Source organism: Streptomyces morookaense, assembly GCF_013030945.1.
GTDB classification, from domain to species: Bacteria; Actinomycetota; Actinomycetes; order Streptomycetales; family Streptomycetaceae; genus Streptomyces; species Streptomyces morookaensis.
This window is the reverse complement of record NZ_JABBXF010000027.1, coordinates 1-12616: the sequence shown is the minus strand read 5'-3', so window position 1 is coordinate 12616 and position 12616 is coordinate 1. Positions and strand designations below refer to the sequence as shown.

Sequence of the window (12616 nt, the reverse complement as noted above, 5' to 3'; positions counted from 1 at the left end):
CGTATCGCCAGAAGCGATACTTTGTGGCCCTAATTCCGGTGCCCGTCATCCGGCCCGGCGCAGCCGGAGTTCCCGCAGCCAGGAGACCACCAGCACCGCGCCCGTCGCCGCCGCCGACCACAGCAGCTGCGGCCGTGCGTCGTGGTCGGTGAGCATCAGCACCAGCACCGCGGCCATGCCGGCCAGCGCGGCCCAGGTCAGATAGGGGAAGCACCACATGCGCAGCGACAGCCGCTCGGGCATCTCGCGCTCGATGCGCGGCCGCAGCCGCAGCTGGGAGACCGCGATCAGACCCCAGACGAAGAGCAGGACGGAACCCACCGCGTTGAGCAGATAGCGGAAGATCGAATCCGGCCACTCGAGGTTGAGGACGACCGAGACGAAGCCGAACGCGACCGAGGCGAACACCGCGCGCCGCGGCACCCCGCCCTCCGAGACCTTCAGCAGCGACCGCGGCGCCTCGCCGCGCTCGGCCAGCGAGAAGACCATCCGGGACGAGCCGTAGAGGTTGGCGTTGAGAGCGGAGAGCAGCGCCACGAACACCACGATGTTCATGATCTGCCCGGCCCCCGGCACCCCGATGTGGTCCAGCACGGCCACGTACGGGCTCTGCCCCGGCTTCTGCGCGTTCCAGGGCAGCAGGGTCACGATGACGAGCATCGAGCCGACATAGAAGAAGAGGATGCGCCAGACCGCGCTGCGCACCGCCCGGCCCACCGCGCGCGCCGGGTCGTCGGACTCGGCGGCGGCGATCGTGAGGACCTCCAGCCCGCCGAAGGCGAAGACCACGGTCAGCACGCCGGAGATCACTCCGCTCCAGCCGTTGGGCAGGAAGCCGCCCTGGCCGGTCAGGTTCGACATCCCCACGGCATGGGTGTTCGGCAGCACGCCGAAGATCGCCAGCAGGCTGAGCGCGAGGAAGAGCACGATCGCGCCGACCTTCAGCGCGGCGAACCAGAACTCGAACTCGCCGAAGTTCTTCACCGCGGCCAGGTTGGCGCTGGTGAAGACCGTCATGAAGAGCAGCACCCAGCCCCACTGCGGCACCGCCGGCAGCCAGCCGTGCGCGATCTGCGCGGCGGCCGTGGCCTCCACGGCGAGCACGATCACCAGCAGGAACCAGTAGAGCCAGCCCACCGTGAACCCTGCCCAGCGGCCCAGCGCCCGCTCCGCGTGCACCGAGAAGGCGCCGGAGGAGGGCATGGCGGCGGACAGCTCGCCGAGCATCCGCATCACCAGCATCGCGAGGGCGCCGGCTATCAGGTACGAGACGATGATCCCGGGGCCCGCCACGGCGATCCCGGCGCCCGAGCCGACGAAGAGTCCGGCGCCGATCACCCCGCCCAGGCCGAGCATCGTCAGATGTCGCTGCTTCAGCCCCGCGGACAGCGGTTCTCTCTCGCCGGCGAGGGTCTCGCCGGCCGGCGGTGCGTCGTGCATGGGGGGCTCGTGCTCTCGTCAGGTGTCTGTTTTAACCAGGACTTACACAGTCTCCTGAGCGCACTGTTCGCGCCAAGCTCCACAGGGCCCCAGGTGACGAGCATCACTCCGGCCGGCGCGAGCGGCGTTCAAGGGGCGTATGGCAGTACGGAACCGCCAAGCGGCATGCGCACGGTTTGTCACCGGCACACGGTGCCATCCGAACGGATGCTCGGCTAACGTCACGGTGTCCTCACTCTTTGTCGCCTTCTCCGAGCGGAGTACCGATGGCCACCGCCGCCACCCTGCCCCGGACCGGTACGGTCCTCGCCGATCTGCTCCCCGCCTCCACCGCGGGCCGGGCCCGCGTCCGCGACGCCGCGCTCGTCCTCGGCGGTGCCGCGCTCACCGGCGTGGCCGCACAGATCGCGGTCCCCGTCCCCGGCTCCCCGGTCCCCGTCACCGGCCAGACCTTCGCGGCGCTGCTCGTCGGCACCGCCCTGGGCGCCCGCCGCGGGTTCCTGTCCATGGCGCTGTACGCGGTGGCCGGCATCGCCGGGATGCCGTGGTTCGCCGAGGCCCGCTCCGGTGCGGCCTTCCCCTCCTTCGGCTACGTGCTCGGCATGCTGCTGGCCGCCACCGTCGTCGGCGCCCTGGCCCGCCGCGGTGCCGACCGCTCCGCGCTGCGCACCGCGGGCGCGATGGCCCTCGGCACCGCGATCATCTATGCGGTCGGCGTCCCGTACCTGGCCCTGTCCACCCACATGTCGCTGTCCGCGGCCGTGGCGGCGGGCCTGACCCCCTTCCTCATCGGTGACGCGCTGAAGGCCGCCCTGGCGATGGGCGCGCTGCCGACGGCGTGGAAGCTGCTGCACCGCCGCGGCTGACGGCTCCTCCTTCCTGCAGGCCGGCCCGTTGCAGCGCCCCGTAAGGGGCGCACCCTAGCGGCGCCCCTGCCGACGCGCGGCGAGCCAGAGCCCGGTGCCGCCGGCCGCCAGCAGGGCGGCTCCGACGGCACCGGCCGCCGGGAGGTCCGACGGGCCGCCCGTGCGGGCGAGTTCACCGGGATCGTCGCTCGTGGCAGGGGCGGGGTGCGACGGGACGACGTCCTTGCCGGGCGGACTGCCCGACGGACTGCCGTACGTGCCCGAGGCCGACGGGGCCGCGCTCGACGGGGCCGCGCTCGGCGATGCGGACGGCGATGCGGACGGCGAGGCGGCCGGTGATGAGGCCGCCCCGGACGGCACATTCTTGGTGCCCAGCAACAAGGGCGTGTCCGGCGCGTCGGCGCTCGAGTCCGTGGTCCCGAAATGCACGGGCCCCTGCTGCCACACCAGGGTCTTGGTGCCGCTCAGCGTCACGGGCAGGCAGATCTGGCCCGTCTCCGCCAGGTCGAAGTCCGCGGTCACGCGATACGTGCGGTGCGCGCCCGCCGCGAGTTTTCCGACAGGACAGGCGAATCCGCTGTTCGCACCCGGCGGGAGTTCTCCGGACGGAATCGCGGAACAGCCCTCCACGGACTTCACGCGGAGCCCCTTGAACCCGACGACGTCCATGGTGACGCCGTCGGTCCCCGAGGCCCCGTCATTGCGCACGGTCGCAGTCAGACTGGTGTTCCCCGACTTCCTGTTCACGGTTATCCGCTGCGGCAGCTCCGTACCGACCTTGTACCCGGCAGGCGCACTGGGTCCCGGGCTCCCGCCCTGGCTGCTGCCCGGTGTCGGCTCGGCGGCGAACGCGCCCGCCGGCCACAGCAGCACCACCGGCAGGGCCGCCGCCGCGGACCACCGCCACCGATTGCTTAGGAACATTTTGGCTCCCCCCTGTCTTCGCCTCCTGCGGAGGCATTTGAATAGGTACCACAAGATTCCGACGTCCGAGGGGTGCGGAAAAACAATTCCGTAATGGGGGCGGGCCTGGTGGGAATTTCGAGTGGGGAGAGGCAGGGGCGTCTCGTGGTGGGGCGTTACCGGCTGCTGGAATTGATCGGGCGCGGCGGAATGGGGCGGGTGTGGTGTGCCACGGACGAGATGCTCGACCGGCGCGTGGCGGCCAAGGAAATACGCATCGACGGCCTCATGGGGGAGGGGAGCGCCGTCCAGCGCGAGCGCAGCCGGCGCGAGGCCCGCGCCACGGCCCGCATCGACCACCCCAACGTCGTCCGCGTCTACGACGTGGCCGAGGAGAACGACCGGCTGTGGATCGTGATGGAACTGGTCGACGGCCGTTCCCTGGAGCAAGTGCTGCGCCGCGACGGCCCGGTGGAGCCCCGCGAGGCGGCCAGGATCGGCCTCGCCCTGGTCCGCGCCCTGCGCGAGGTCCACGCGGTCGGGGTGCTGCACCGGGACATCAAGCCCGGCAACGTCCTGCTCACCGCGCGCGGCCGGGTCGTCCTCACCGACTTCGGCATCGCGGCCGTGCAGGACGCGGCGGCGCTGACCATGGCCGGCACCCTCGTCGGCTCACCCGACTACATGGCGCCCGAGCGCATCGAGGGTCGCGAGCAGGGCCCGCCGTCGGACCTGTGGTCGCTCGGTGCCACCCTCTGCGCGGCGGTCGCCGGCCAGTCGCCCTTCACCCGGGGGACGACGCTGGCCACGCTGCACGCCGTGCTCTACGAGGAGCCGGAGATCCCGCAGGAGGCGGGCCCGCTGCGGGAGTTGCTGTCCGGGCTGCTGCTCAAGGACCCGGGCGGCCGGCCCGCGCTCGACGGCGTGGAGGAGATCCTCGCGGCCGTCTGCGCGCCGCCGCCCCCGGAGCCCGTACCGCACCCGCCGACCGAGGTCACCGCTCCACCGCCGCTGCCGCCCGCGCCGGAAGCGCCGCCGGAGCCCGCGCAGGACGAACGCCCGCCGCGCCCGCGCCCGTACCGCAGGTCCGCCCTCCTCGCGGCGACCGCAGCGGTGGCCGCCGCGGTCGTGGCCGGCGCGGTGTTCCTGGCGCTCCAGGGGGCGCCGGGCGGGGGCGGCGGGAGCACGGGCGCGGGCTCGCCATCAGCGTCGCCGTCGGACGCCCGCCGCACCGAGGACGGCTTCAGCTGGGCCCCGCCCGCCGACTGGAACCGCACCGAGAAGAGCCCGAGCGACATCAGCTACGCCGCGAAGGACGGCACCATCGAGATCTCCGCGAGCCAGGCCCGTACGACGGAGGACGTGGTGACCCACTGGCAGCGCGACGAGGAGAACTTCCACGGCATCACCGGCTACCGCAAGATCCGGCTGGATCCCACGACGTTCCGCGGCAACTCCGCGGTGATCTGGGAGTACACCATCCCGCAGGCCGGCACACCGTGGTACGGCCGGCAGCTCGGCTTCGAGAAGGGAGGACGGACGTACCAGGTGAACGTCTGGTACCAGGACTCCGCGGAGAAGGCCGCGCTGGACGTCTACGCGCGCGTGAAGGCGTCGTTCCGCACGGGGTGACGACACGGACGACACGAACGGGCCGGGCCCGCACCCCCGTCGAGGGATGCGGGCCCGGCCCGGCGTGCAGGCTGCCTACTTCTCGACGGCTGCCCGTCCCTCGTGCCGCCGCCCGAGGACGATGCCGAGGACGAGCACGATCGCGCCCACCAGGGTGGACAGCAGCACCTGGTCGCGGTTGTCCCCGCCGTCCACGACCATGTAGCCGAGCACGAAGAGGATCATGCCGATGGTCGCGTACGTCAGGTACGGGAAGGCCCACATCCGCACGACCAGCTTTTCCGGCATCTCGCGCAGGATGATGCCGCGCATCTTCAGCTGCGTGACGCAGATGACCAGCCAGACGAACAGGGCGATGGCACCGGACGAGTTGAGCAGGAACTTGAAGACGGTGTCCGGCCACACGTAGTTGAAGACGACCGAGAGGAAGCCGAAGACGACCGACCCCAGGATCGCGGCCTGCGGAACACCGTTCTTGCTGTTGACCCGGGCGAAGACCTTGGGCGCGTCGCCGCGCTGGCCGAGGGAGAAGGCCATGCGGGAGGCCGTGTACAGGCCGGAGTTGAGGCAGGAGAGCACGGCGGTCAGCACGATCACGTTCATGATCTGGCCGGCGTGCGGGATGCCGATGGAGTCGAGGGCGGCGACGTAGCTGCCCTTCTTGGCGATCTCCGCGGAGTTCCACGGCAGCAGGGAGACGACCACCAGGATCGAGCCCAGGTAGAAGACGCCGATCCGCCAGATGACGCTGTTGGTGGCCTTGGTCACAGCACGCTGCGGGTCCTCGGACTCACCGGCGGCGAGGGTGACGATCTCGCTGCCCATGAAGGAGAAGACGACCATCAGGACACCGGTGAGGATCGCGCCGGGGCCGTTCGGCAGGAAGCCCCCGTGCGAGGTGAGGTTGGAGAACCCTGCGGTGTCGTTGTGCGCACCGGGCAGCACGCCGAAGACGGCCAGCAGGCCGATGACCACGAAGGCGCCGATCGCGACGACCTTGATGCCGGCGAACCAGAACTCGAACTCGCCGTAGGAGCTCACCGAGGCGAGGTTGGTGGCGGTCAGGACGACCATCACGATCAGAGCCCAGGCCCACTGCGGGACGGCCGGGACCCAGCCCGCGAGGATCTTCGCGCCCGCGGTCGCCTCGACGGCGAGGACCACGACCCAGAAGAACCAGTAGAGCCAGCCGATGGTGAAGCCGGCCCAGCGGCCCAGCGCCCGGTCCGCGTAGGCGGAGAAGGAGCCGGAGGTCGGGTTGGCCGCGGCCATCTCGCCCAGCATGCGCATCACGAAGACGACCATCGCGCCGACGAGTGCGTAGGAGATCAGGATGCCGGGGCCGGCGGCGGCGATGCCGGACGCGGAACCCACGAAGAGACCGGCACCGATGACACCACCGATAGCGATCATGGACAGGTGCCGGTTCTTGAGGCCGGCCTTGAGTCCGGCCTCGCCGGACGCCGGTTCACGGCCGGGATCGCCGGTCGTCGACCCCTTTGTCATTGTCGGCGGTGTCGCGCTCATGTGGATGTTCCTTCGGGTTGTTTTCCTTCGGTACTCGGGTTGCGAGTTCCCGCATTAGAACTTTTCAAAGGTGTGTTTAGGAAGACCCGAATCCGTATCGTTGTCTTCACTCCCGGTACACGTCGGTACCCGAAGAGTCGCCCGGTGGCGGGCGCCCGGTCCGCCTCGTGCCACACTCGGACCCATGCGCGTCTACCTCGGCTCCGACCATGCCGGTTACGAACTCAAGAACCACCTCGTCGAGTGGCTCACGGCCCACGGCCACGAGCCCGTCGACTGCGGTCCCCACATCTACGACGCCCAGGACGACTACCCGCCGTTCTGCCTGCGCGCCGCGGAGAAGGCGGCCGCCGACCCGGACAGCCTCGGCATCGTGATCGGCGGCTCCGGCAACGGCGAGCAGATCGCCGCGAACAAGGTGAAGGGCGTCCGCGCCGCACTGGCCTGGAGCGAGCAGACGGCCGCGCTGGGCCGCGAGCACAACAACGCGAACGTGATCAGCGTGGGTGCGCGCATGCACACGCAGGAGGAGGCGACGAAGTTCGTCGAGATCTTCCTGGCGACGCCGTACTCCGGTGACGAGCGTCACACGCGCCGCATCGAGATGCTGCGCGCGTACGAGGAGACGGGCGACCTCCCCGCGATCCCGGCCCACCACCCGCAGCAGGGCTGAGGGTTCTTTTCAGGTGCGGGGGGGGGGGCAGGCCCCTCCCGCACCTCTCCGCACCCCTCCGCCCGAAGGGACGCCCAGTCATGCCCGAAGGGCATACGATCCACCGCCTGGCCGCGGACCACCGCGCGCTCTTCGCGGGCGAAGCCGTCCACGCCACCAGCCCCCAGGGCAAGTTCGCGGACAGCGCGGCCCTCATAGACGGCCAGGTGCTGGCCGGCGCCGAAGCCCACGGCAAGCACCTCTTCCTCGGCTTCGAGGCCGTCGGATGGGTCCACATCCACCTCGGCCTGTTCGGCAAGTACACGTTCGGGGACGCCCCGGCGCCCCCGCCCACGGAGACCGTCCGCCTCCGTCTCGCGAACACCTCCGGCTACGCGGACCTCCGCGGCCCCACCACCTGCACGCTCGTCACCGAGGGCGAGAAGCAGGCGATACACGACCGCCTGGGCCCGGACCCGCTCCGCGAGGACGACGACGGCGACCGGGCCTTCCGCAGGATCGCCCGCAGCCGCACCACCGTCGCCGCGCTCCTGATGGACCAGAAGATCGTCGCCGGCGTCGGCAACGTCTACCGCGCCGAGGTCCTCTTCCGGCACGGCATCGACCCCTACCGGGCGGGCCGCGACCTCACCCGCCGCGAATGGGACGCGATCTGGCGGGACTTGACGGACCTGATGCGCGAGGGCGTGCGCAACAACCGGATCGACACCGTCCGCCCCGAGCACGAGCCGGAGGCCATGGGCCGCCCGCCGCGCGTGGACGACCACGGCGGCGAGGTCTACGTCTACCGCCGGGCCGGCCAGGCCTGTCACATCTGCGGCACCGCCGTCCGCACCGCGGACCTCGCGGCCCGCAACCTCTTCTGGTGCCCGGAGTGCCAGAAGGCCTGACCGGACGGGGGCGCCGACCGGCGCACGCCTCACGCCGCGCACGCGGCCCCCGCATCCCCTGGCTCCGTCCGGCACCACCATGCATCAGCCGTTTCGGACGAGACGGAAACCCGACCTTGCGGCGCATCGATAAGGATCGATACGCATAAGGTTGCTCTCCGGGCCCCACCCGGGCGCCCGCACGGCGCCCGTCCCGGCGCGGCGTGAATCGACGCACCGCCGAATGGGTGGATAGGGTCCCGATGCAATGACTGGCGCTGCGGAGACCCCGACGGCCCGGATGCGCAAAGCACTGCACCGGGCGCGCACGAGCGTGCGCAAGGCCGGTGTCGACTATTTCCGGGGCGACGGCTCCGACTGGGTCGCCCTCACCGCGCTGCTGATGTCCGTGCCCGCCCTCGCCCTGGGCACCATCGCCCAGCCCGACTGGTGTTCCCCCGCGGCCCTGGTCCTGCCCATCGTGGCCGGCGGCCTGCTGCTGCGCCCCGCGAGCCTGCTGGGCCTGTACTCGGCCGCGGCCGCCGCACTGATCGCGGAGGCCCAGATCCTGGACCCGTACGAGGAGGGCGCGGAGCGGGTCACCCCCGGCACCATCCTCGTCGTGGCGGCGGTCGCGTTCTTCGGGCTGCTCATCGCGCAGTTCCGCAGCCGCGTCGGCGTGCCGTGGCGGCGCGGCGGCACGATGCTCTTCGACCTCCGCGAACGCATCCGAGTCCAGAGCAAGCTGCCGAAGCTCCCGCACGGCTGGCACCGCGAGATGGCGCTGCGCCCGGCGGGCGGCCAGTCCTTCTCCGGCGACTTCGTCGTCGCGGCCCGCACCAACGGCGGCCGCACGCTGGAGGTCGTCCTCACGGACGTCTCGGGCAAGGGCATGGATGCCGCCTCCCGCGCCCTCCTCCTCTCCGGCGCCTTCGGCGGCCTGCTCGGCTCCCTCCCGCCGCACGACTTCCTGCACGCCGCGAACGGCTACCTCCTCCGCCAGGACTGGGACGAGGGCTTCGCCACCTCCGTCCACCTGGTCCTCGACCTGGACAGCGGCGACTACGAACTCTTCTCCGCGGGTCACGTCCCCGGCCTCCACCTCAGCGCCGGCTCGGGCCGCTGGGAGGAGAAATCCGCCGAGGGCCCGCTCCTCGGCGTCTACGACGGCGCCGAATTCGACCCCGCACGCGGCACGCTGCGCCGCGGCGACGTCCTGATGCTCTTCACGGACGGCCTGGTCGAAACGTCGGAACGCGAACTGACGGAAGGCATGGACCGCCTGACCGGCGAGGCCGACCGCTATGTCACCTCGGGCTTCCACGGCGCGGCGTGGCATCTGATCGAGGCGGTGGCGAAGGATGTCAACGACGACAGGGCGCTGTTGCTGATCTGCCGGGACTAGGGCCTGTCCGATGGGTCGGCGCGGGCCCTGCGGCGCTCCCTCAGCCACCGCTGGGAGGTGCCCCCGGCACCAGACGCCGCGGGGCCCGCACCGACCCATCGGACAGGCCCCAGGCGCGTTCCCCGGTGCGGGCCCCGCTGCGTGGGAATCGTCACCACCCAAGAAGCCACCCGTCGCCACGAGGAAGGCCCGCGCCCCGTGGAACTGCCCGACATCGCGCGCACCATGGCGGCATCGCCGTGAGCGACCAGGCACCGGACATCCTCGCCGACATCCACAGGATTGCCGCCCTCCGGGCCCGAAACCCCGACATGTGATCATTTCCCGGTGACACCGAGCACCTCCGCGCTCCTCGGCAGCAGACCGGCCGGGCGCACTGGCGGTGGCGCCCCGCGCCGACGACCATGAAATCGTCGCCGTCGAGCGCGAGTTCGTCGACCACGACAGCAACGAGTCGCTCGACGCGGGCTGGATCGCAGAGGAAGAAGGTACGGACGCATGTCGGCAGCAACACCGTGGGAGCATTTCGGCCACGGCCCCGGGGACGCCGGCACGGTCGTCCCGCAGACCCCACCGGACGAAGCGGCCCGCGCCGCACAGGACTTGCCGCACGCCCTGCGGCCCGGCGAGCCGCAGGGCGCGGCCTGGTACGCCGCCCGCCGGCACGCGCTGGACCACGTCCTCGCGGCCGTCGCCGGCTCCGAGTGGGCCGAGCACCTGGTGCTGCGCGGCAGTGTGCTGCTGAAGGCGTGGTACGGCGCCGCGGCCCGCGAACCCGGTGACCTGGACTTCGTGGTCGTACCGCACACGTGGCAGCTCGAAGACGCCCGCACCGACGCCCTGTTCGCCGGCATCGCCCGCGCCGCCGAGGCGCTCTCGCAGGACCCGGACAGCCCGGTCCGCATCGACGCCTCCGGCGCCGTGAGCGACGGGATCTGGACGTACGACCGGGTGCCGGGCCGCCGCCTCGTCCTGCCCTGGACGGCCGTGGCGGACGGCATCCCGCAGGGCACGGTCCAGCTCGACTTCGTCTTCAACGAGCCGTTGCCCGAACCGCCCGTACGGACGGAGATACCCGGAGCGGTGCCGGGCGGTGTCCCGGCGGTCCTCATGGCGGCGAGCCCCGAGCTCTCCCTCGCCTGGAAGATCCTCTGGCTGCTCTCGGACGTCCACCCCGAGGCCAAGGACCTCTACGACGCGGTGCTCCTCGCGGAGGACGAGCACACGCACCTGACGTACGAACTGCTGGACCGGGTCCTGAGGGAGTCCGGCGAACCCGCCGACCTCGGCTACATCCTCTACTCGGCCGCCGAGGCCGACTGGTCCGACTTCCACAAGGACCACCCCGGACTCCCGGAGAGCGACAGCGGCTACCTGACGCGCCTCGTCATCGCCCTCGCCCCCGTCTTCGCCCCGGCCGAGGACGCGCCGTACGCCCGGCTGGCCGCCGCCTTCCACGGCACGACGGAGCTCGTGCGCGAGGAGCACGCGGCGGGTGGCATGGAGGCCGTCGAGGCGTGGTTCGCCGCCCGCTGCGTGCACAGCCTGGGCGCGGTCGTGGTCGTCCGCGAACTGCTCGGCCGCACGGAGTGCACCCTGCACGGGGCCGCCGACCTGCTGGCGGCCTTCCGCGACAAGCGCTTCGGCCGTGACGAACCCCTGTACAGGAACGGCGGTTGGGCCGGCAGCCCGCACGACATGGCGGCCAGGCTGGAGGCGGCGACAGCAGCAGCGGCAGCAACTGTCAGCCGGTGACGGAGCCGTCCTCCGCGGCGGGCGCCGACTCGCCTGCGGACGCCGACTCGCCTGCGGAGGCCACGAACCCGGCCAGTCGCGCGTAGCCCTCGCCGCCGTGCCCGGCCGCGACCGCCCGCGCGAGCGGCTCCCTGAGCAGCTCCGGCAGGCCGGACGGCACGCCCCGGAGCTCGCTCGCGTGGACGAGGATGTCGGCCATCGCAAGGTGCCGCTCCAGGGGAAGACCGTCCGCAGGGCAGTGCTCGGAGCCGATCTGCGGGGCGTACGTGCCCATGAGTTCGCCGACGCTGTGCAGCCACCGCCGGGCCACCTCGGTGAACTCCGTCGCCGGCACATTGCCGCCGGGCCCGGCGGCGCCGACGAGTGCCACGCTGTGCAGCCAGCCGGTCAGCGTGGCCGACATCAGGCCGAGCAGCGCGGTCTCGTACACGGACGCCAGCGCGGCGTCGGGCCCCAGATAAAACGGTTCGCCCAAGGCGGCGAGCGTCTTGCGGTGCTCGTCGAAAGCGGCCTGGTCGCCGCTGCAGAGCAGCAGACAGCCGGGACCGCCGACGCCCGGCGGGCTCGACATGACCACGCCGTCGAGGTATCCGCCGACACCGTGCCGCTCGGCCCAGTCGGCCGTCTCGCGGGCATGGACGGGCGACCCCGGGGCGAGGACGACGAGCGTCCGTCCAGCGAGCCCGTCGCCCGCGGTGTCCAGGACCGCGCGGGCGGCCTCGTACGGTGCCGCACAGACGACGACCAGCGGACCGGCGGCCACGGCCGCCCCGACCGAGCCCGCTTCCACGGCCCCCTTCGCCACAAGCACCCCGGCCGCACCGGGGGTTCGGTGCCAGACGGCCGTCCGGTGCCCGGCACGGAGAAACGCAGCGGCCGATGCCGTGCCCATGGGCCCGAGACCGAGAACGCTCACCCCTGCCGGTGACTCCGGTGACTCCGGTGATGCCTCTGCACACATGATTCCCCCCGTTTCACCGGTTTCACGGCTTCGTACGGGGAACCGGCAGACTCCCCGTAATTGCCATTCTCCAGCCAATTCCCCCCTTACGGGAGACTTCTCGGCACATATGTGGACCGAATTCGGCACAGGGACAACCGGCGTCCCGTCCGCGTCACGACTTGCACGTTCTCGTAACAGACCGCCCGCCGGACCGGTCTCCGCTTGGCGTTCGCGCGGATGATGTTGCTAAATGTGTGCGAGTCGCCGAGAGGTGCACGCGGAGCCGAGAGGCCTGCGTGAGACGACGAGCAGACGACGAGCAAGTGAGATGACGGGGAAGACGGGGGTGAGCTCGTGAAGTTCGACATGGGTAATACGACGCTGTCGGGCCTGGTGGGCAAGACGCGGGGTTCGAGTGAGGACCTGGGTGGTCTGATCCGGCAGTTGATTGCTGCGGCGCAGCCGTTGGAGGGGAAGTTCAACGGTGCGGGCAAGCAGGCGTTCGACTCGTTCAAGTCGCATTCGGATCAGGTGACCGCCGACCTGAACAGCGCCCTGAGCGCGATCCTGGGCGGTCAGTCCGGTATGGACAGTTCGTTCGGT

General features: G+C 71.4%; 11 protein-coding genes. 7 read left to right on the top strand and 4 right to left on the bottom strand.

Annotation, left to right across the window (positions count from 1 at the left end):
• Window positions 1–45: 45 nt before the first annotated feature.
• A complete protein-coding gene (locus tag HG542_RS13145) occupies window positions 46–1440 on the bottom strand; it encodes an amino acid permease (RefSeq protein ID WP_171080897.1) in 1395 nt (464 codons plus the stop codon).
• A 266-nt stretch (window positions 1441–1706) separates the two neighbouring features.
• On the opposite strand from HG542_RS13145, the gene HG542_RS13140 reads away from it, so the two are divergent.
• Entirely contained in the window at window positions 1707–2306 is a 600-nt protein-coding gene (locus HG542_RS13140; protein WP_171080895.1) for a biotin transporter BioY, read from the top strand.
• Window positions 2307–2360: 54 nt separating this feature from the next.
• Here HG542_RS13140 and HG542_RS13135 read toward each other — a convergent pair whose 3' ends face one another.
• A complete protein-coding gene (locus HG542_RS13135) occupies window positions 2361–3230 on the bottom strand; it encodes a hypothetical protein (RefSeq protein WP_171080893.1) in 870 nt (289 codons plus the stop codon).
• A gap of 144 nt (window positions 3231–3374) precedes the next feature.
• Here HG542_RS13135 and HG542_RS13130 point away from each other — a divergent pair, with 144 nt between their 5' ends.
• Complete coding sequence (locus HG542_RS13130; protein WP_229922831.1) at window positions 3375–4841, top strand: serine/threonine-protein kinase; 1467 nt, start codon at window positions 3375–3377, stop codon at window positions 4839–4841.
• A 75-nt stretch (window positions 4842–4916) separates the two neighbouring features.
• Here HG542_RS13130 and HG542_RS13125 read toward each other — a convergent pair whose 3' ends face one another.
• Window positions 4917–6368, bottom strand: coding sequence for an amino acid permease (locus HG542_RS13125; protein ID WP_171080888.1), 1452 nt, complete (start codon window positions 6366–6368; stop codon window positions 4917–4919).
• 184 nt (window positions 6369–6552) lie between these two features.
• Here HG542_RS13125 and HG542_RS13120 point away from each other — a divergent pair, with 184 nt between their 5' ends.
• The 4 genes from HG542_RS13120 (at window position 6553) to HG542_RS13105 (ending at window position 11070) form a co-directional block, all read left to right on the top strand.
• A complete protein-coding gene (locus HG542_RS13120) occupies window positions 6553–7041 on the top strand; it encodes a ribose-5-phosphate isomerase (protein ID WP_171080886.1) in 489 nt (162 codons plus the stop codon).
• Between the two features lie 80 nt (window positions 7042–7121).
• Complete coding sequence (locus HG542_RS13115; RefSeq protein WP_171080885.1) at window positions 7122–7931, top strand: Fpg/Nei family DNA glycosylase; 810 nt, start codon at window positions 7122–7124, stop codon at window positions 7929–7931.
• Window positions 7932–8178: 247 nt separating this feature from the next.
• Window positions 8179–9315, top strand: coding sequence for a PP2C family protein-serine/threonine phosphatase (locus tag HG542_RS13110; RefSeq protein WP_171080883.1), 1137 nt, complete (start codon window positions 8179–8181; stop codon window positions 9313–9315).
• A gap of 498 nt (window positions 9316–9813) precedes the next feature.
• The gene (locus HG542_RS13105) at window positions 9814–11070 is read left to right on the top strand and encodes a nucleotidyl transferase AbiEii/AbiGii toxin family protein (RefSeq protein ID WP_171080881.1); all 1257 of its coding nucleotides are present in this window, start codon (window positions 9814–9816) and stop codon (window positions 11068–11070) included.
• Here the strand turns inward: HG542_RS13105 and HG542_RS13100 are convergent.
• Window positions 11060–12031 carry an NAD(P)-dependent oxidoreductase gene (locus tag HG542_RS13100; protein ID WP_171080879.1) on the bottom strand — a complete coding sequence of 324 codons (972 nt, stop codon included), beginning with the start codon at window positions 12029–12031 and terminating at the stop codon, window positions 11060–11062. The two genes, HG542_RS13105 and HG542_RS13100, sit on opposite strands and share 11 nt — an antisense overlap.
• Before the next feature lie 336 nt (window positions 12032–12367).
• On the opposite strand from HG542_RS13100, the gene HG542_RS13095 reads away from it, so the two are divergent.
• Window positions 12368–12616 (top strand): WXG100 family type VII secretion target (locus tag HG542_RS13095; RefSeq protein WP_171080878.1); only part of this gene is annotated, 249 nt, incomplete at its 3' end.